Source organism: Microbulbifer sp. A4B17 (genome assembly GCF_003076275.1).
Classification (GTDB): domain Bacteria; phylum Pseudomonadota; class Gammaproteobacteria; order Pseudomonadales; family Cellvibrionaceae; genus Microbulbifer.
On the sequence record NZ_CP029064.1, the window covers coordinates 1161860 to 1181980 of the forward strand.

16 protein-coding genes are annotated in these 20121 nt (G+C 47.3%); 3 read left to right on the forward strand and 13 right to left on the reverse strand.

Annotation, left to right across the window (positions count from 1 at the left end; genetic code table 11):
- Positions 1–155: 155 nt before the first annotated feature.
- The 5 genes from BTJ40_RS05070 to BTJ40_RS05090 all read right to left on the reverse strand — a co-directional run bounded on the left by BTJ40_RS05070 (position 156) and on the right by BTJ40_RS05090 (position 6850).
- Entirely contained in the window at positions 156–2012 is a 1857-nt protein-coding gene (locus BTJ40_RS05070; protein WP_108732068.1) for a DUF3732 domain-containing protein, read from the reverse strand.
- Complete coding sequence (locus BTJ40_RS05075) at positions 2009–2452, reverse strand: three component ABC system middle component (protein ID WP_108732069.1); 444 nt, start codon at positions 2450–2452, stop codon at positions 2009–2011. Before BTJ40_RS05075 ends, BTJ40_RS05070 begins: the two co-directional genes overlap by 4 nt.
- Entirely contained in the window at positions 2449–3663 is a 1215-nt protein-coding gene (locus BTJ40_RS05080; RefSeq protein WP_108732070.1) for an ABC-three component system protein, read from the reverse strand. Before BTJ40_RS05080 ends, BTJ40_RS05075 begins: the two co-directional genes overlap by 4 nt.
- A gap of 929 nt (positions 3664–4592) precedes the next feature.
- The gene (locus BTJ40_RS05085; RefSeq protein WP_108732071.1) at positions 4593–6359 is read right to left on the reverse strand and encodes a hypothetical protein; all 1767 of its coding nucleotides are present in this window, start codon (positions 6357–6359) and stop codon (positions 4593–4595) included.
- 89 nt (positions 6360–6448) lie between these two features.
- The gene (locus BTJ40_RS05090) at positions 6449–6850 is read right to left on the reverse strand and encodes a hypothetical protein (RefSeq protein WP_202862859.1); all 402 of its coding nucleotides are present in this window, start codon (positions 6848–6850) and stop codon (positions 6449–6451) included.
- 1256 nt (positions 6851–8106) lie between these two features.
- Here BTJ40_RS05090 and csrA point away from each other — a divergent pair.
- Positions 8107–8295: a carbon storage regulator CsrA gene (gene csrA / locus BTJ40_RS05100; protein WP_108732074.1), complete on the forward strand. Its 189-nt coding sequence runs from the start codon at positions 8107–8109 to the stop codon at positions 8293–8295.
- Between the two features lie 148 nt (positions 8296–8443).
- Here csrA and BTJ40_RS22160 read toward each other — a convergent pair whose 3' ends face one another.
- The 5 genes from BTJ40_RS22160 to BTJ40_RS05125 all read right to left on the reverse strand — a co-directional run bounded on the left by BTJ40_RS22160 (position 8444) and on the right by BTJ40_RS05125 (position 15554).
- Positions 8444–8695, reverse strand: coding sequence for a hypothetical protein (locus tag BTJ40_RS22160; RefSeq protein WP_157953896.1), 252 nt, complete (start codon positions 8693–8695; stop codon positions 8444–8446).
- Between the two features lie 989 nt (positions 8696–9684).
- Entirely contained in the window at positions 9685–12459 is a 2775-nt protein-coding gene (locus BTJ40_RS05110; protein ID WP_108735177.1) for a valine--tRNA ligase, read from the reverse strand.
- Between the two features lie 161 nt (positions 12460–12620).
- A complete protein-coding gene (locus tag BTJ40_RS05115) occupies positions 12621–13511 on the reverse strand; it encodes a hypothetical protein (RefSeq protein ID WP_108732076.1) in 891 nt (296 codons plus the stop codon).
- Between the two features lie 24 nt (positions 13512–13535).
- A complete protein-coding gene (locus BTJ40_RS05120; protein ID WP_108732077.1) occupies positions 13536–13958 on the reverse strand; it encodes a DNA polymerase III subunit chi in 423 nt (140 codons plus the stop codon).
- Positions 13959–14087: 129 nt separating this feature from the next.
- Positions 14088–15554, reverse strand: a complete 1467-nt coding sequence (locus BTJ40_RS05125; protein WP_108732078.1) for a leucyl aminopeptidase — start codon at positions 15552–15554, stop codon at positions 14088–14090.
- Between the two features lie 189 nt (positions 15555–15743).
- Between BTJ40_RS05125 and lptF the strand changes: the two genes are divergently transcribed.
- Together lptF and lptG are read left to right on the forward strand one after the other, a co-directional pair.
- Positions 15744–16877 carry an LPS export ABC transporter permease LptF gene (lptF, locus tag BTJ40_RS05130; protein WP_108732079.1) on the forward strand — a complete coding sequence of 378 codons (1134 nt, stop codon included), beginning with the start codon at positions 15744–15746 and terminating at the stop codon, positions 16875–16877.
- Positions 16870–17931 (forward strand): LPS export ABC transporter permease LptG, encoded by a 1062-nt coding sequence (gene lptG, locus BTJ40_RS05135; RefSeq protein WP_108732080.1) that lies wholly within the window; start codon positions 16870–16872, stop codon positions 17929–17931. Before lptF ends, lptG begins: the two co-directional genes overlap by 8 nt.
- Positions 17932–17944: 13 nt before the next feature.
- Here the strand turns inward: lptG and BTJ40_RS05140 are convergent, their stop codons facing one another.
- The 3 genes from BTJ40_RS05140 to BTJ40_RS05150 all read right to left on the reverse strand — a co-directional run bounded on the left by BTJ40_RS05140 (position 17945) and on the right by BTJ40_RS05150 (position 20058).
- Positions 17945–18436 carry an RDD family protein gene (locus tag BTJ40_RS05140; RefSeq protein ID WP_108732081.1) on the reverse strand — a complete coding sequence of 164 codons (492 nt, stop codon included), beginning with the start codon at positions 18434–18436 and terminating at the stop codon, positions 17945–17947.
- A gap of 99 nt (positions 18437–18535) precedes the next feature.
- Positions 18536–19024 (reverse strand): hypothetical protein, encoded by a 489-nt coding sequence (locus tag BTJ40_RS05145; protein WP_108732082.1) that lies wholly within the window; start codon positions 19022–19024, stop codon positions 18536–18538.
- A 344-nt stretch (positions 19025–19368) separates the two neighbouring features.
- Positions 19369–20058: a class I SAM-dependent methyltransferase gene (locus BTJ40_RS05150; RefSeq protein WP_108732083.1), complete on the reverse strand. Its 690-nt coding sequence runs from the start codon at positions 20056–20058 to the stop codon at positions 19369–19371.
- Positions 20059–20121: the final 63 nt, after the last annotated feature.

Genomic DNA, 20121 nt, shown 5'->3' on the forward strand with positions numbered 1-20121 from the left:
ATTATGGATAGGGAACCGGCCATTGCGGATCCGCACGATGGGTGATATGGGGCCCGGTAGCTAGAAACTACCGACTACCCGATTTATACGTGATATATCTCATCATTGCTATACCCAAATCCGGCCAAAAGCAGGCATTAATACTCCTCTTCTTATCATGGGTTTAAACTGTCAAAATACTCTTGGGGGACAAGAGCGTTTCCATCTCGGAACTCTTCGACCAAATGAATGTTGCCAAAGTCAGCAAAATAGTCCTTAGGAACATGCTCAAAAACAATCATTTGAAAGGACTTCTGCATGTGGTTTAAAATATTTCCTATAAAATCATCTAATAATTTAAATGCATCAATGACTTTTGATTTATCCGAGTGCAGCAATCTTTTTTTCGAAAGATTTTCTTCTTCACCATAATACGGTCTGCTAGGCTGATCAATTAGCAAAAACGAAGGAACATGTTTGCTATTTTTTGTTAGCATTAGTTCATGAAGCCCTAAGAACATAAAGAGGTGTTTAAACATATCATTCGAACTACTTCCGGCAGCTTCAATATACGTCGTTTTAGGCTTTCTAAAGTCGATTTTCTTGTCTTTATAATTAAAGACTGGCTGGTAGCTTCCGTAGTTCTCCAGTGATGGCTCAACTAGTTTCATGTATCCTTGAATAATTTCTTCCAAAACCTTAATACATAAATCCCTGTTCTCTGTGGTATCAGTAACCTGAATTGAACTTAGCTGATCTTCAATTTCTTTTGTTGATGTGATGTCATCACTATCATTATTGGAGGCATATAGATCTAGTTTAGTTTTAGTTTGACCTAGAAAAATGTACTTATCCCTATCATCGCTAAAGCTCTTTACTTGTTTAGGTAAGACTTTTGCCTCTTCTTCAAGTTCATTTATCAGTCGTTTGCATTCTGCGATTTCATCTGAGGTTTTTCCATCAATAGGTGTTCTTTTTTTATTTGCTTTCTTAATTCGATGGAAATCTTCATCTAAAGACCTAATCAAATCGTCAAATATAGATGTTTTTACTATATCGTCTTTTCCCTTCCAATATTCTAGTGGCCTCAAACTATCCTCGATGACGTTCAGGCTAGATTTGTACTCATTGTATGCTGACTGAAATCTCGTAAGGTTTCTAATTTTCCGTTCCAGAAAGCTTATCTCTGAAATTATTTCATCAAACCTACTCATTTTTCCGCTATAGGCTTGATTAATTCCAGTATCGATAAGCGACTTAAGGGATTCAACTGATTCTAATGTTTCGCTCTCTTCACTGATTAACCCGAACTCCCTAGCCTGAGAGGTTATGCTTTTAAGCTCATCATGGAATTCAGACTTTTTCTCAGAAACCTTCGTATTCTTTTTTTCTATTTTCGCTAACTTTGCTTGCAAGTTGAGCTTTTTCTCTCGCATAAGAATATTTTCGATTGTTTCAATCCCTACCGCAAGATCAAAGATTCTAGGAAGAGCCTCTCTATATCTATTGTCATTTTGCTTATCAAAAAATACTTCACTATGCTGAATAATGTCACCTGAAATACTGCAAAATAACATAAAATATCTTAGTGATATTTTACTATTAGCTTTTAATGACCTTCCGCCGAACGGAATTATTACGTCCTTATCAATATCAAACTCGGTTTCTAATATTTCCTTCAAGCTTCCTTCTGTCATATTTGAAGAAGGGAGGCCGGGAACTTCGCCAGTCGATGAAAAGTAGTATTCACTCGAGGTTTTGGCTCTATTGGGTGATTTTCTCGCGATAGTGTAATTCTTATCATTTATCTTGAAGTTTATTCCATACCAAGCTACATTCTCATTAATTTTACTCTCTGCAATTTTGTGCTTCGACGCGAAGAGACAGTAATCAATGATATGAAGGATGGCTGTTTTTCCAGTATTTGACTCCCCTGTTATAACATTTACCTTGTTTTCTTCGAATTTAAGCTCCCTCCTGTAGTTATTTTCATCGTTCATCCAAAGAATTATCTTTGTTATGGAATACTTCATATCTCAATCCTTAAGTTCAAGTATAGGCTTGATGCGTCTTCACTTAATATTTTTGATATATTATCAGAGGCCTTAGAAACTCTCTTTAATCGATCTCCGGCTGAGTTCGGGTGCTCAACCTTTTCCATTGATACCATGCAAGATTTATCTATAGATATCATGTCGACTTCAGAAAGAAATTGAATGGCATTTATAGAAGTGCTCAAGTTGTCGTAATAGCGTTTATTGAAGTTTGAAAAGCAGTGAAGCTTATCTATTATCAGCTTATCTAGACTTATTATTTGAGTTCTTCCATTGGCCAAATAGGACAACAGTTCTTTATGTGCGATGAAAGGCATTATCAGCAGCGCTTTCGTTAACTCAAGTTTTTGTGACTTCTCTACCACTATGGACATTGCCAATGAAGCAAAGGCTAAATTATTTAGAGTTTCCGTCCTCATTTATACTTCTCTTCCCAATTTTTAAGCCAGCCAATTGAGGGTTCATTTGACAGGCTGTACAAGCTTCCATGGCTCATATCTGATAGTAATTTTTGCCCTGATATTGATAGTTCTTTATCTCTCATCGCTTTTAAAAGCTTATAGGCTATATCAATATGTTCGTCAGGGTTGTCTTTTTTTCGATATGAAGACCGGTATTCCGTCTGCCACTGCCTAAAAATTTCATCTTTAAATACGTTGATTTCTTCAGAGGTTAACTGACCTTCTTCCACCCAATTGGATAAGTTGCTTTCCAGCATAAGTCTATAGCGAGTGTAATTTTGGATGAATTCTTGCTCGTTTAGATCAATGTCTTCTATATCTAATAGCTGCTTAATAAACGTTTGATCTTCAAGTCTATCAGGCAGGCCACCATCAAACTTTTGTATCTTTAATTCTAGGTTTTTTGCTATATCAAAGTATCTTCGAAACTTTCGAGCCCTTTCTTCAAAGGTATAAATTAGTTTTTTGCTCTTTGAGAAATTTATAAATAAATCTTGCCGAACAACAGAATCCAATTGACTGAATAGACTGTCTATAGACTTTGGGTTAACGTCTTTTTCCTCGAGAGCTGTTTTACATTTCTCAATTATTCGATCAACCTGTAGATCAGTTTTTATTCTATTTAAGAATTTTTTTAAAACTAGTTCATCAAGGCTTATCACCGAGTTAATATATTTCTTGGTTTCTTCTGATTTAGCTGACCCATGAAGTCCAATCAGGTACTTCTTTATACCCTCAAATTCCATATTTTCATCTTGATACTTGGAAAGAGCCGACAGGAAATCGTTGTTTGATGAAAATGATTTGTTGGTAGCTAAAACAAAGCTGGTCTTTTCCAGAAAATTATTTTGTTTAGCCGAGCTCTCTCTACCGTCATTTTTATCCTTAATAACAGCGCTCCAATTATGCAACGTTTTCCATAAATCAGGATCAAGCTCTGTTAAATTGGCCGTGGTTCCATCCGGTTTTTTTTTGATTGTGTGCTTGATTTGAATAAGAACAAGATGATCATTATCAAGCTGAGTATGTACATCATCCAACAATTCAAACCCAATTGATTCACCCTTCTTGAGAGTTAAGAGCTTGTACAAAAAATAGTAATATTGGTAATCAAATCCAGCAATTGTCCCTGCGGCAGATGTTTTCTCTATCTGAGGTTTTCCTGTCATACTAACCTCTTTCTTCCATTCTTTTTTATTGATACGTATATTATGTAAATGCTACTAGCTGATCTCTTATCGCAATATCCGCTTTGGGTCGCAAGCAGACTTGCTAGTCACACCATATAATGCCTTTAGCATACGCCCAATACCGAAACTTGGATTTTGTGCGAGTATTTTTCTGCGTAAATTTCAAGTGGAGTGTATTGGGTCGCTGTTCCTAAGCTTGGTACGCCCAACATGGGCGTGGCCTACTTGGATGAAAGTCCCCTGGCGGACGATCACCGTTCAATACATTCTATTAAATGCGAACTACTAGCGAATGGCAACTGCAACGCCGGGAAGTCTTGTGGGGAGGAAGTTGCCAGCAAAACTAAGGGCTGACGAACAGAGATATCCTATAAGGCTTTGTCTGGAGGGGAGGTGGCCAAGGACACTGAAGCCGGGTGGTCTAACGGGTAGAGTCAATGATGCAGTTGTGCAGTTAAAGTTCACGTTCTTCTCTGGGAAGATCTATTTAGCTTGCTACTGTGAAGCTGTCAGTGTGGTCGTTGACTTATAAATAGGTCCAGCCCGCTAGCGATCATCGCGGGGATAGGCAAAAGTGTTGGGACACAGCTGCGCCTTGGTCAGTAATGATCAAGGTGATTAAGCAGAAGTCAGCCGACGGCATAGTAGCCAAATGCCAAGATTAATACCTAGGGCAGGGTGAAGGCCGGAACTTTAATCCATGAGTTAAAAAGACTGGGCTAGCCTACCGATATGTATCCAGATGGATAAAGTTGAGGTGGCGCACTGCCATGACACTCAGCTCAAATGAAGAGCTATTCGAGACTATCGTTGGGTGCTACGGATAGAGAACTGCCTATTGTGGACCCCTATGATGGGTAGTGTGGGGGCCGGTAGCTAGAAACTACCGGCTACCCGATTTAGCAATATTACTCTGCGCAGTATATTATTGGCCTTGCGTTCATATCTTTGACTGCATGGGCGAAGGAAGAAATAATCCATAGCAGTTGGGTAATATTCCCTCTCACAGACTTCCCCTCCTTGATTTTGTTAAATTCCTCTGTAACGCTTGAGACAGAAAGGAATGAACAGCATAAGATGCAGCTACGGTTGAGTTTGTAATCCTTAAGCAAATTCGCCAAATACCCTTCAAAATCATCTATATTTCCCTTTCTTACCCTAGGTATTTTTGTCTGAACTCCCTTTCCTGACTTATAATCTTTCTTAATCGTTTTATCTAATTTCGACAGCATAGAATTTGTATCAAAATACATATTTCCAAGATTCTTTATTCCTTGACCTACAACATCATGCAAGTTGCTGGCTGATTTGCTGGGATCACCATGCTTTGAGTGAATAAAACATATATTTGAGTTATCTTTATTAAAAGTTATGTGGTCAGCCCACTCATCACCTAGATCGTCACAGAATATGTAATCATCTTCGATATGAATTTTTTCAACGGCATCAAACATCGAGTCCTCTGTAAAGTTCTCACTGTCTACTGTAAAACTGCCTTTTTCTGATTTGATTTTAGGGATCACTTCCATTGGTTGAAGAATCTCGAGGATATTGTCAATCTCGGAAATTCCAGAAGAATCCTCGAAACAAGCCCCCATAAAGTACATGTATTTCGGGTCATCAAAAGTAACACTATAGAGCCCATTTTTGACAATATATTTTTGTAGGGTTATTAGCTTTCCATTTTCAGACACTCGGAACTTAGTAAGGTGTTTTGAATATATGGTCAGGCTTTTCTTGTTGACTCTAATCCTAGAACCATCACCAACATCTATGACATTGTGATCTGAGTCTATCTCATATACTTTCTCTAAATAAGACTCTAGCTTGTTGTAGACACGATTAGAAATTCCGATGAGCTTTCCTTTCTTTGTTTTATATTTAATTTCGATAGCGTCCTTTTTCAGACGATAAAACAAAGAAGAACTTTCTATAAGGATGGCATTAGGTGAGCAATTCTCTAAGACTTGATTTAGTTCTACTTTACTTGCAAAAGCATCTAAGAAGTTTGTATTGCTAGGAGACTCTATTAGATTGATCTGCTCGGAAGCCCATGCAGCGATATTGTCGATTGATTCTCTAGTAGAGGATTCAACAACTCGACCAGTTCCAGATATGGATTTGGTCTTGGCTCCTTGCCGGAGCTTAAAATAATATGGAATTGACCTTCCTGCTGCGTGAGTAGAAAGTAAACCTTTTAAGTCAGCGGCCTCATACGATCTAGATCTCATTGCGCGTTCTGAAACCGTCATGTTTCTAAGTGCTAACCTTTGAAACTCTACATCATCGTCAGAAAATGAAGATGAAAATTCCTTACTACCGACAAGCGTAAATTTTTCATCCATCAGCTCAAAAATGTTGGCACAGCTCTTCTTTAGGACAGCTAAGTAATCGTCAATCTCTATGATCAATATGAATGCATAAATCTTATCTTTGATTTCGTCATCTAAGAAGTAAACTGGCCGACTAGAAGGAAATACTCTGACAGAATAGAGAAAACCAAAATTTTGCTCATCTATATGCCGCCCCTGCCTAAATTGATCGATTACAAACGCACTATCAGGATTTATGTTGTAAGAGGCAGCGTCGAGGATATTCTTGATCAACTCATCCTCTACGGGCACATTGGCCCTATAAAATTGAGCATTTTTGGTCAACTTGAGTCTTTCTGGCATTATCCTGCCTCCTTGCAAACGCCACCAGCACAGGCCAGAGCATTCTGTGCGTAGTTTCAGCCCCGAAAGGACGATCATGCCAAGTTTTGTTAACTTTTCAACCACTTTCCCAGCTTCGATTTTATTACCGCCACATCACTTTTTGTTCTAACAAGCCGTCTATTGCTTCGGTGCTCAAAATCTGTGTGCTTTAGGACAATAATATCGATACCGTTTTCAGGAAGAACCTCAATTCGACGCTGATCATACAGCTCACGCTGCACTCCTCTTGGTATGCCACTTGCAGTTTGCTTATTATCCCAAAATGCTACAGGTTCAGTATGTTGCCTCTCATGATATTCAATTACCAAATTTATCTCTGGGTAGTAGGCATCCACTGGTAATTTAGACCCAGTGTCTCCACGAAGAAAATCAAACCTATGCTGGCGTTTCGCACGCAGTTCTAAGGTGGAATCGCAAAGGTCAATGATGTAATTTTCATCTTTCGGCATGGAAGTTAAAGCCGCGAGCATGGACTAAAGGTCCCATGCCTTGCCTGGTTATGTGCCATTTATTTACCCTGCCTAAGCTTGCCAATTGCAACAACGATTAGCATTGGAAGAGCCGTAAAATATAGAATTAGAGCAAGAAACCAAAATTGTTTGTAGGGACCAAAAAAGAATCCCGCCAGCATTAGAGTGCATCCAATGAAAGGAATGAAAGATGTATTCCTTTTTTTCACGGTTGCCAATAAGTAGGCGTACCAATTAGTGATGCCAATAAGAAGCCCGATAGAGAAAAAAATAATGCTTAGAGTTGAGTTCATTAATTTTGACTATCCTAGTCAAGCACATAGCAGTATATTCAAAGAAGCTTTATTAAATCACCAGTCAATATATCCGAAGGGTAGAAAACACCTTTAGCCAAAAAACACAAATAAATCAGCATATTAGCCAACACTGGTGGAAAATTATTTTAGTGGATAAGTTGCGGCTGCATTGTATCTTGATATTTTGCTATTTTTGATCACAGACGTAAACCACCCAAAATCATGGGGTCAACATTCTTTTTACTGTGGATATGCGCGGTTACTCTTGATCTTCGAACTAAAGAGTGCAGGAAAGCAACAGAGTGTATATAAAATCAGCAAAATGATGCCGCTAAGGAGGATCTATTGTTTCTGGGTTCCAAAGCGAAAGGCAATGAAGAGTACCAGTCTTAACGTCCATTTTTGTACGTTACTGAAATTTTTCAATATGTGAGCAGCGAAAAATATAGGCACAAAAATAATCTTATTGGATTTTATTCAGTTTGTTTTAGTGTCAAAGCTGCGTAAAATCGGTGGATATTTATCGGTATTTGGGTCGTCATTAAACAGCCCTCTAAAGGCCGATGGCCAAATAGATTCGAGAGAATCAAGAATTTTCTAAAACGCATTCCCTCAAAGGAGAACGGTAGCGTGACGTAAGAGTAAGTAAAAGGCGCTGACCCAAGGTGCGCTAACACCTGGGGCCAGCTAACCAAATTGATAACTAGACTATCAAAATGGCTATATGGATCATACGCTAGAAACCCGCTCGTCTTCAATAAAGTGGAGTCCATTCAGTAGTTTGGGGCGTGTCCCTTGGCTCTGGAAGCGTTGCGTCTGCCTTTTCTACCTCTATGCCTACCGTTCTCGCGCTCCACCTGATACTTCCTTAATAGTTACTTTCAAACCCTTCCATTAAGGGAGGTCTACGTATGGTTTGAGTATTCATAGGAAGCAAATATGTTGATCTTAAAGCGCCGGACGGGTGAAAACTTACGGATTGGAGCGAACGTCTCAATTACGGTATTGGAAGTTAAGGGTAATCAGGTAAAGATAGGCATACGTGCTCCCAAATCTCTACCCGTTCACCGTGAGGAAATCTATAGACGTGTGCAAAAGGAGAGGGTACTGGGGGATGGCGTTGGTTGAGATTATAGAGCGCCGCGAAGTAGCGGCGCGCGTTGGTGTGTCCAGTTTGCTGGGCGATAGGGTTAACGTTCTAATAACTGGCAGCTCTGGAGCGTATCGTAAGCTGACCGGCGCGTGGCTTTCACGCGCGAAGTCCATTAGCTTGTTATCAACTACCATGTACCTCTCTTCTATTTTCAAGATCTTCACCACAAAATGGGCAGTATCTTATAAGGAGGTGATGAGAGCACATCTGTGAGCCAACTTCCCCTTCATAACCATCCTCAATATCAAATTCAGTTGCAGATTGCCACTGCGAAAGAACCCAACCCCATTCCACCCGATTAATTTTTTGATAGAAAATTTCAGCATCTTCGTACTGATTTTGTCTACAACGATGCTTTAATTTTTCTTTACTCATATGGATTTATAACGCCTTTGTAATGGGCAGCCTTGTGGCGAAGACACGCTTAAGGTCGGCCAGTCCGAAGGACGATCGTCGACAAACTTGTTATAAATCGTTGCTAAGTACAAGTGAATGAAAACGTTAACCGACAATCTATGTGTTTTAGCAATTGGTTCACAATATTTGGGGCTTCCCATATTTCAGTATCACTGCCAGTAGATATCGAAAGAAATATATCACACGACTCTGTGGCAATTTGGTATTTACTAAAGAAAGCCACTATTTCTGCCATGGTATCTTCATTCAAAGGAATACGTCCCACAAAGCAAGGATTCTTGAAATGTGCCCGATACTTTGACAGCTTAACCTCATGGACGAGATTGCCAGCTTGCTCCTCTGTTAACTCCAGAAACCGAAAGCTAACATAGTCTTTAAAATGATAATCTCGATGATTTGACATATTTTAGGTTTATAAATTTTATATAGTAATCATTCTGACTATTATTACCATGATTACTATCCTGGGATCAATCTTACGAAGAAGTGCGTAAAAATCTCGAGGAATTAATAAATCACATGCAAGTCTGAATTCTTGCTCCAGATGCGTAAATGATCACTTTGCCCACTATCCCCAACGGATAGACTTTCTCCAACTCACTGTCGTACCTAGAACTTCCAATCAATCAGGGTCTTTATAAAAAATAGCAGTCGAACCAATCGGAAATCATGTTGATTTCTTATCAGGGACCTAGAGGGTTGAAAAATGGTTTGGTACTTGAAGCGTTTTAGGTCGAAGACCACTTCGGTAAAGTTGATTTTGGAGATGACAAACCCATAAGCGATGCAGGTACATTGAGCACATACTCGGGTTCTGAAGTTGATAGACAATCGAAAGGCACTAGGGCAAGAAGAGGTAGTTTGATTTATATCAAAAAAATAAAAGGGGGCAGAGCCCCCTTTTTTAAATCAGATCCGCTCTTTTATGGAGCGGATTACCAGAACCATTAAAGGTTACTGATTTCCTCAAGCTGCTGCTGCAGGCGCTCGTGAGCACCTTTCATTTCGGCGAGCTTGTCCTTTTCCTTGGCAACAACGGCTTCGGGGGCTTTGTCTACAAACTTGGGATTGTTGAGTTTGCCTTCGACTCGTGCGAGTTCTTTGGAAAGTTTATCAATCTCTTTTTGTAGACGGGCGCTCTCGGCTTTAACGTCGATCAGGCCAGCCATGGGTACCAGCAATTCCATATCGCCTACCAGGGCGGTGGCGGAGGCTGGGGCCGCTTCTCCGCTTTCCAGCCAGGTAATTTCTTCGAGGCTCGCCAATTTGATCAGCAGGCTGCGGGCTTGCTCCAGCAGTTCTTGGTCACGGCTGGAACCGCCGCGCAGGATCAGTGGGATTTTCTTCGCTGGGGAAATATTCATTTCACCACGAATATTACGCACGCCTTCAATAACCTGCTTCAACCAGGCAACGGCCGCTTCCGCTTCTTCGTCGATCTTGCTGCTGTCGGCTTCCGGGTATTGCTGCAGCATAATGGTGTCACCGTTGGAACCGGCGAGGGTTTTTACACGCTGCCAGATTTCTTCGGTGATAAACGGCATCAGTGGGTGAGCCAGACGCAAGATGGTTTCCAGTACGCGGATCAGGGTGCGGCGGGTGCCTTTCTTCACTGCGTCGGACGCGTTGTCGTCCCACAGTACCGGCTTGGACAGTTCCAGGTACCAGCTGCAGTACTCGCTCCAGATAAAGTCGTACAGGGCCTGGGAGGCGAGGTCGAAGCGGTAGGTATCCATGGCTTCGCGCACGGTAATTTCGGTGCGCTGCAGTTGGGAAATAATCCAGCGGTCGGCGATGGTCAGTTCAAAATCCGTGCTGCCGTCCTGTCCACAATCGTGCTCTTCGCAGTTTTGCAGTACGTAGCGGGAGGCATTCCAGATCTTGTTACAGAAGTTGCGGAAGCCTTCGATACGGCCCACGTCAAACTTGATGTCGCGGCCGGTGGATGCCAGTGAGTAGTAGGTGTAGCGCAGGGCATCGGTACCAAAAGCTGAGAAACCTTCGGGGAAGTCCTTGCGGGTTTGCTTCTCGATCTTTTCGCGCAGGTGCGGTTGCATCAGACCAGAGGTGCGCTTCTCTACCAGGGTCTCCAGGTCGATACCGTCGATTAGGTCGATTGGATCGATTACGTTGCCCTTGGATTTGGACATCTTCTGGCCGTGGTTGTCGCGCACCAGGCCGTGTACGTACACGGTGTTAAACGGTACTTCCTTCTTGAAGTAGAGGGTCAGCATCATCATGCGCGCGACCCAGAAGAAAATAATATCGAAGCCGGTGACCAGTACGGAGCTGGGGTGGAAGGCTTTCAGTTCTTCGGTATCTTCTGGCCAGCCCAGGGTGCCGAAGGTCCACAGGCCGGAGGAGAACCAGGTGTCGAGTACGTCGTCGTCCTGGCGCAGGCTGATGTCGGCGCCCAGGTTGTGCTTCTCGCGCACTTCCTCTTCGCTGCGGCCAACATAGACATTGCCGTCGTTGTCGTACCAAGCGGGGATGCGGTGGCCCCACCACAGCTGGCGGGAAATACACCAGTCCTGGATATCGCGCATCCAGGAGAAGTACATGTTTTCGTAGTTTTTCGGTACGAACTCAACGCGGCCATCTTCAACGGCGGCGATGGCTTCATCGGCCAGGGGCTGGGTTTTTACGTACCATTGATCGGTGAGCCAGGGCTCAATCACGGCGCCGGAGCGGTCTCCGTGAGGTACCTTGAGGCTGTGGGGCTCTACTTTTTCCAGCAGGCCGAGGGCGTCCAGGTCATCGACAATTTGGGTGCGCGCGGCAAAGCGCTCCATGCCCCGGTATTTTTCCGGTACTGCGTCGTTCAGGTGGGCGTCGGCATCGAGGATGTTGATCATCTCGAGGTTGTGGCGCTGGCCCATCTCGTAGTCGTTGAAGTCGTGGGCAGGGGTGATTTTTACACAGCCGGTACCGAATTCACGATCGACGTATTCGTCGGCAATAATCGGGATTTCGCGATCCGCCAGGGGCAACTTGATGGTCTTGCCGATCAGGTGCTGGTAGCGCTCGTCTTCCGGGTGTACGGCTACGGCGGTATCGCCGAGCATGGTTTCCGGGCGGGTAGTGGCAACTACCAAGTGGCCGGAGCCGTCGGAGAGCGGGTAGCGGAAGTGCCACAGGTGGCCCTGCTTCTCTTCGTTTAGTACTTCCAGGTCTGAGATCGCGGTGTGGAATTTCGGGTCCCAGTTCACCAGGCGCTTGCCGCGATAAATCAGGCCGTCTTCATACAGTTTGATAAAGACTTCCTGCACCGCTTTGTAGAAGCCGTCGTCCATGGTGAAGCGTTCGCGGGACCAGTCGGGGCTGGCGCCCAGGCGGCGCAGCTGGCGGGTAATGGTGCCGCCGGACTCTTCCTTCCACTCCCAGACCTTCTCAATAAACTTGTCGCGGCCCAGGTCGTGGCGGGATACGCCTTCGGCGCCCAGCAGGCGCTCTACCACCATCTGGGTGGCGATACCGGCATGGTCGGTGCCCACTTGCCACAGGGTGTTGTCTCCCTGCATGCGGTGGTAGCGAATCAGGGCGTCCATGATGGACTCCTGGAAACCGTGGCCCATATGCAGGCTGCCGGTGACGTTCGGCGGCGGGATCATAATGCTGTAGGGCTTGGCCTCAGTATCCCCGGAAGGCTTGAAGTAGCCGTTCTCCTCCCAGGTTTTGTACCACTGCTGTTCGATGGCGTTGGGCTGGTATGTTTTGTCCATGCGGGCGGGAAACCTTGTGTTTAACTGACTGCGTGCACAGCGTTTTGGCTCAGGATAGTCTGGTGCTTGCTCGGGCTGCGCGGAAAAGGCGGCAATTATACCGCCGGGGTCTGGTGGGAAAAAGGCGGTATTTGAGCTTAGGGAGTTATTCAGAGGCTCCCTTAATCCCAAACACCGAGCTCGTCGACCACCTGTTCTATTCGGGCGCGCAGGCGTGGCTCCAATTTAGCGATCTGCTGGGCGACGAGTTGTTCGATCAATTCCTGGCGCTGGCGCTCTTTGGCGGAGGGCTCAGGGTCTGCGGCCGGATCTTCTTCGGCGGCTTGGGCCTCAGTGCTTGGAAGTTCAGCTTCTTTCTTCACTTCAGGGGCTGGTGCCACTGTTGTTGGAGCTTCTGCTTCCGGGGGCACAGGGGCTTCGGTTACTTGGGTATTTTCTTCAACTGGCAGGGGCCGTCCACCGGTGAGGCGGGAGCGAATATGATTTGGCAGGAACGGGTTTTCCGCTTGGGGCTCCGGCTGCGGTTCGGGCTCTCTCTCCGGTTGGGCCTCTGGGAAAACTTCAGCTTTGGTTTCCCGGGAATTCTGCTCTAACGGTGTTTCAACCGGTTTATCTTCAGCGGGCTTTTCTTCGATTTGCCCGGTTTCTGCGGAAGCTTGCGGTTCCTCATCCTCTACAGCCAGCTCTTGAAGCGGGCGCAAAAGAGCCAGGTCAGACTCCGCCAGCGACAGGGATTGCTGGGCCAGCATCTCTTCTTCAACCGGTGAAAATAAAATCGGCAGGTCGATATCTTCCAGTGAGGTATCGATATCTTCGAACTCACTGGTAGCTGGTGTCCCACTGGGTTTTGGTATGTCGGCAATAGTGGGAAGTGTGGGGGGCTCTGGGGTTACAGGATTACCCTGCTTGGCCACCTGGCTGAGCACGGGGATTTCTTCATTGTTCTCGTCGGTGACAAGCAAGTTGTGCAGTGAATTAAGTTCATCCAGAAATTCACTGGGCTGCTTGCGCTGCTGTCCGCGGTGCTTGTGTTTGTTTTTTTTGCCGGACATGACTCTCGGACGTAGTTAGAGGCTCTAATTGATCTTATGGGATTGTAACGGATATCCGCGATCGCGGAAGTGACCAAATCGCAATCGGGACCGTTTTAATGGTTCCGGTTGTTGGATAACAACTTCTGCCAAGCGTTCAAAGCGGCTAAACCACTTGGGTACTTTGGAGCAGAGGTTGATCAGTAAGCCGTGGTGATCTGCGGGGTCTTCGCCACTGTTAATTTCTATTTGCGCCTGTTGGTTTTCAGTTTGCGGGGCGTGGGGCAGAAAACTGTCCTCGCGAAATGTCCACAGCAGTTGATCCATCTGCTCCGCCCGTTGCGAGTCGTCCACCGCGATTAATACCCGCATACCCGCGCGGAAGGCTTTCTCAGCCAGGCGGCAGGCAAAAACATCGGCGTGTTCCGGTTGGTCGGAAGAGAGAATATAGAAATCAATGCGAGTCATTACAGATACTGGTCAAATAATCCCGGCCATATTGATACGCTGCCAAAAACAAAAGCGGCCCATTAATCAATGGACCGCCCGGCGCGCCGGGCACCGATGGTGCCGGCGGCTATTGTGCGCTTTGGCTACTTATTTGCCCAGTAGATATTCAACCAGTAGGGGAACCGGACGGCCGGTTGCGCCTTTCTGTGCGCCGGACTTCCAGGCACTACCGGCAATATCCATATGTGCCCACTTGTAGTCTTTGGCAAAACGCGCCAGGAAGCAGGCAGCGGTTACTGAACCGGCTTCGCGTCCACCGATATTTTGGATATCGGCAAAATTGGAATCCAGGGAGGACTGGTACTCGTCCCACAGCGGCATTTGCCATGCGCGGTCGCCAGTAGTTTCGCCAGCCTGGAGAAGGCTCTTGGCCAGTTCTTCGTTATTGGCGTAGAGACCGGTGGCGTGATGGCCCAGGGCAATAACACAGGCACCGGTGAGGGTGGCGATATCAATCACTGCGCTGGGCTTGAACTTGGCTGCGTAGGTGATCGTATCGCACAGAACCAGGCGGCCTTCGGCATCGGTGTTGAGGATTTCGATGGTTTTGCCGGACATGGAAGTCACAACATCACCGGGCTTGCTGGCGCGGCCGCTGGGCATATTTTCAGCAGCGGCAACCAGACCCACCACATTGATAGACGGCTGTAGTTCAACCAGGGCGTTCATCACACCGAAAACACTGGCGGCACCGCCCATATCGTATTTCATTTCATCCATGGCGAGGCCCGGCTTGATGCTGATGCCGCCGCTATCGAAGGTGATACCTTTACCGACCAACACCACTGGTTTTTCGCTGGCCTTGCCACCTTTGTAGTTCATGGCAATCAGCGCGGGAGGCTCGTCGCTGCCCTTGGAGACGCTGAGGAAAGCACCCATGCCCAGGGCTTTCATTTTCTTTTCGTCCAGCACGCTGGTGGTGAGCTTTGCATTCTTTTTGGCTAGTGCTTTAGCCTGGGCAACCAGGTAGTTGGGGGTGCAGACATTGCCTGGCAGGTCTCCCAGTTCCCGGGCGACATTGCTGCCCAGTGCTTGAGCCGCACCTACTTCCATACTGCCTTGGATGCCTTTCAGCTGTTTTTTCTCTGGGGCGTGAATGATGAACTTCGCCAGGGGCAGGGCCTTTGCATCGGTGCGGTTGTGAGTGTAGCGGTAGCTGGCCAGGCCAGCGGCCATGGCGATCTGCTGGGCTTTCCAGCGGTTGTCGGCGTCTTCAACTTCCACTTCACACAGGTAGCTCACGGCCTCTTTAAAGTTCTTTACTCCATTGGCACTGCTGGATGCCAGCTTGCGAAATGCTGCCTGGCTGATGGTGCCTTTGCCAGTGCGTACTACCAGGACACGCTCGCTGGGAGCGTCGATTAGATCGATCAGCTGGGTGCTGCCGGATTTGGCCCCCAAGTCCCCACGCTTGAGGATTTTTGCAATCATTCCCCCGGTTAATTTATCCAGGCTTTTTCCACTTTCGCTGAGGTTATTTTTGGCATCTGCTGAAATAATTGAACAGGCGCTGCGTTGTTTAGTGATATCTGCAACCTTGGCGGAGAACTGCATTTTTCGCTTTCCTTAAAATCTGACAATAGATTGCATGTCTCTAGGCCGAGACATAGCAAGAATTTTTAGTGATAATGCGTCGCACAAGTTTAACCCGCCTGTCTATGGATTGCTGTACCTAGAGGGAAACTTGCTCGTTTTTGATTCAGACAACATCACACCGCTGTCACCAAGGAATTTGTTCGCCCTGTGATTATTTTTCGCTATCTCTGCCGCGAGCTGCTGTTTGCCACGCTGGCGGTCAGCGCAGTTTTGCTGTTAATTGTGATGAGCGGCCGATTCGTGAAATACCTGGCGGAGGCTGCCGCTGGTGATATTTCGGCGAATATCCTGTTCTCCCTAATGGGATTCCGCTTACCGGGGTTCCTGGAGCTGGTTTTACCGCTGGGCCTGTTTGTTGGGATTCTCCTCGCCTATGGCCGTCTCTATATAGAAAGTGAGATGACCGTTCTGCACGCCTGTGGCTTTAGTGACTGGCGTTTGCTGGGCTATACCATGATTCCGGCACTGATGCTGGCGCTGGTGGTGGCGTCCATGAGTCTGTATTTTTCCCCGGCGGGTATGGCGCGTTCCACCAGCCTGCTAAATGCGGAAAAGGCCCGCAACGAGTTTGACCATCTGGTGCCAAAGAGATTTGTGTCCTCCCAGGGCGGTCGCGCGGTTTATTACGCCGATGCGCTGAGCGAGGACAAGTCCACCATGTTGGGGGTGTTCCTGGCTGAGTTGGGTGGTGCAGAAGAGGAAACTGAGGCAGACCAGCAGATTGTCATCCGTGCTCGTGAAGGTGTACAGGAGATAGATCCTGAGACAGGCCTGCGCTATTTGGTACTGCGCGACGGTTTTCGCTATGAGGGTGTTCCCGGTGAGCGGGAATACCGCCAGATGAAATTTGACAGTTACTCGGTGATTCTAGAGGTGCCTCGTGAGCGCAGCCGCCTGCAGGACCAGATGGAATCGGCTTCAACCCTGGATCTCCTTAAAGGCGATGACCCACAACAGAGAGCTTACCTCTACTGGCGTTTCAGTCTTCCTATATTGGTATTGGTGGTTGCTGTGTTAGCGGTGCCACTATCCCGCACCAACCCTCGCCAGGGGCGTTTTGCGAAGATGATCCCGGCTATTTTGCTGTATATCACCTACCTGGTAATCCTGCAGGGTGTCAGGGGGGCGATTGAGGACGGTAAGATTTCCAACCCGGCAATGATCTGGTTGGTACATCCGCCTTTCCTGTTGCTCGGTTTACTGTTGTTGGCAGGAAGAAACTGGCGCAAGGCGCCGCCCAAGCGTTTGCCCGAGGGTGTGAAGGAGTCACCAGGTGAGTAAGCTCGATCTATATATCGCCCGCACCGTGATAGTTGCTGTGGGTGGTGCACTGATGATTATTCTTGGCCTCACGGTGGTCTTTGCCCTGGTGGATCAGCTGGGGGAGTTGAAGAAGGATTACGGCTTTGTCGATGCCCTGAAGTATGTGGGTTGGACATTACCGGCGCGTATTTATGAGCAGTTGGGTTTTTCCGCCCTGGTTGGCTGCCTGGTGGGGCTGGGTTCACTGGCGGGTACCAGTGAGCTGACCGTTATGCGGGCTGCGGGGGTGTCAATTGGCCGTATCGCCTGGGCGGTGATGAAACCCATCATGCTGCTGATTTTACTGGGGTTGGCGCTGGCGGAATTTGTTATTCCAAAAACCAATGTGATCGCCGAGAGCGATAAAGCCCGGGCTCTGGGTGAGCTGGAGGCGAGCGGTTTGGAAAGCGGCCTGTGGCTGAAAGACAGCGGCGAGTTTGTTCACTTCAATGCGGCACTGCCGGATGGCGAACTCTACGGTGTTACCCGTTACCACTTTGGTGCAAACCGGGAGCTGGAACAGGTGGAGTTTGCTGAGCGCGGCCATTTTGATGGCGAGCGCTGGGAGCTGGAAAATAGCCGCACTACCACCTTTACCGGTGAGCATACCGAGAGTGAAACGGTACCCACGACAGAATGGAAGGCGGAGATTTCACCGGAGTTATTCGCCTTAGTGGTGCCACTGCCGGCGGATCTGTCGCCACGCAACTTGTGGGCCTACGGCAAATTCCTCGACCGCAAGGGTGAGGACTCCAGCCGTTACTGGCTGCAATTTTGGAAGAAGGTATTGCAGCCCCTTACCATTGCCAGCTTGGTGATGGTGGCGATCTCCTTTATTTTTGGTCCTCTGCGGGAGGTGACCACCGGGCTGCGTGTGTTTACCGGTCTGGTGGTTGGCCTGGTGTTCCAGTTTATCCAGGATATGCTGGGGCCATCTTCCCTGGTATTTGGTTTCCCGCCTTTCCTCGCCGTGTTGCTGCCGATATTATTTTGCTTTGGCGCTGGCTGGTATTTACTACAACGGGCCCGCTAGGGCCCACAGTCTTCTATTTGGACTTCTTTGGAAGTACGCGCACTTCGGATTCGGAGATAAGGTCATGCCAAGTGGCCTTATCGGATCTGGCCCAGGCAGAGAAGTAACCGAGTCCCAAACAGGCAATAGACAGCGGCGCTACAATGGCGCGAAGGATACACTGGCGCCAAGTGAGCTGGGCTCCGTTTGGGCTCGCCAGCAGCAGGCGCCAGGCGCGCATCCCCACAGTTTGACCAGCAGCCCTCCAGGACCAGAAATAATACCCTGCAATAACCGCTAGAGCGCCCAGCTGGAAGAATGGCCCGCTGACGCAGGGGTTATAGTCATTCACTTCGGGTTGGCAGTTGAGGCCGACCACCGTCGACGCGACCATAATCGCGATAAAGCCGTAAACTACCAATAGGCCCATCAGTATCAGCAGGTCGTAGAGCAGTGCCGCCAGGCGCTTGCCTACCCCGGCAACAGGAAGTTCAGAAAAGGATTTGGGGGTGTTCGAGCTACTCACGGTTATCTCCGCCGGTTTTAAGTGGCGGAGATTCTAACAAACCTGTAAGGGGGTAAGGAGAGGGAGCGCGCCTGACTTAAGGAGGCAGAGGTTCCCTGGCTAAAACTCCAGTTCAAAAGAGAACTTGAATTTGTCGTCGGACAGGGAGATGCCGTAGTCCACCGAGCTGCCAATCTTGCCCTCGTTGTTGGTGTAGCGAAGCAAGCCCGTGCGTGCGGCGCGGGAATTTTGCGCCTTATAGGTCTCGAGGCCCATTCGCAGGATTTTGGACAGCGCTTTGCCTCCGTTGAGGGGCTTAAATTTATCTGGGTTGGTGTGCATCTGCAGCCACTGGTAGTTCAGGCGCCGCTGTACATTGCTCATACTGTTGGTGCGGAGATACTCGGCGGCCTGGATCAGGGCTTCGTTATCCATCGCAAATGCGGTATCGGAAAAGAACAGGTTGCCGGATTCCATATTCAGGGTTTGATGGGAATCCGGGATAAACAAATCATCGGCAGAACAGACGCAGCACGCGGGCAGTAGAAACAGGCCAACGGTTTTTGGCACTAGTTGATTGGTGCTGAATCGGAAACTGCAGAGTAGCATTCTATTTACCCCTGGGTGTCAACTTGTCATTTCAGTGGCCGCATGCGGTCGTTGAATTTATTATGGGTCACCCGTAACAAAGCATTTTTTCGAATAAATTAGGCGGCTGTTGCAACTTCAATTACTGGACAGTCCAAAAAAGTCAGCTCTTTCCTTGGAGGCCGCATAAAACGGATACTTTTTCATTTTTGTCTAAGTGGTCGGGAGCGTGAGCAGGAGCCCGCCAATGTTTTTTTATTATTGTTTTGATATTTCGGTGCCAGAGCTGATGAAAAAATCGTCTTGAATTGCTCCTCTTTCTACCTGGCCGGGGTTCAGATGCCAGGAAATAGTGCCAAGATGCACTACTGCATTATTTTGGCGCAAATGATCAGTGAAGATGGGGGTGACAGGATATCGGCTTTGGGCTCGCTTATTCTTTCTATAGCAAAACCGTTGTCGTGAAATAATTGAATCCAGCTCTCCAGAGTGCGGAAATACCAGGGGGCTGCTTCGTCAAAATCCCCCTCAATACCTTCCCACGAACCCGGGCGCCATCCGTCCCGGTAGGGTTGATCACCACAGGCCTGATGGGGGTGGAGGGTTTGGATAATAAAATGCCCGCCGGGTAACAGCAGTTCACGGGCGTTGCTGAAAAGTTGCTCGACAGAATCCTTTCCGATCAGGGAAAAGTTACACACCATAAGTTGAAACTTTTGTTCCAGCTCTTCGGCACAAATTTCCTCGTATTGCAGATGTCGATAAGACTCATTGGCACCTGCACGGGCGCTGGCAATATCCACTAAATCTTTAACGCCATCGATACCACAGACCCGAATGCCTTGTTCAGCGAATTTTCTACTGAGCCAGCCTTCACCGCAGCCGATATCCAAAATGTTCTCAGGCTGGTGCGCAATGATGGTGCTGACAATTGCGGCATCAGTAACCAGTCGGCGGCTGGGAATGGCGGCATTGTCTACTACTTTAGTCCACTCATGAGCATTCTTATGCCAGCAGTTGAGTACTTGATCATCACTGAATTCGGAATTGGGCATGCTTGGGTGACCTCCAGCCTGTCATTATTCACGGCTTGAGTGTACCGTCAGCAGACCATCCAG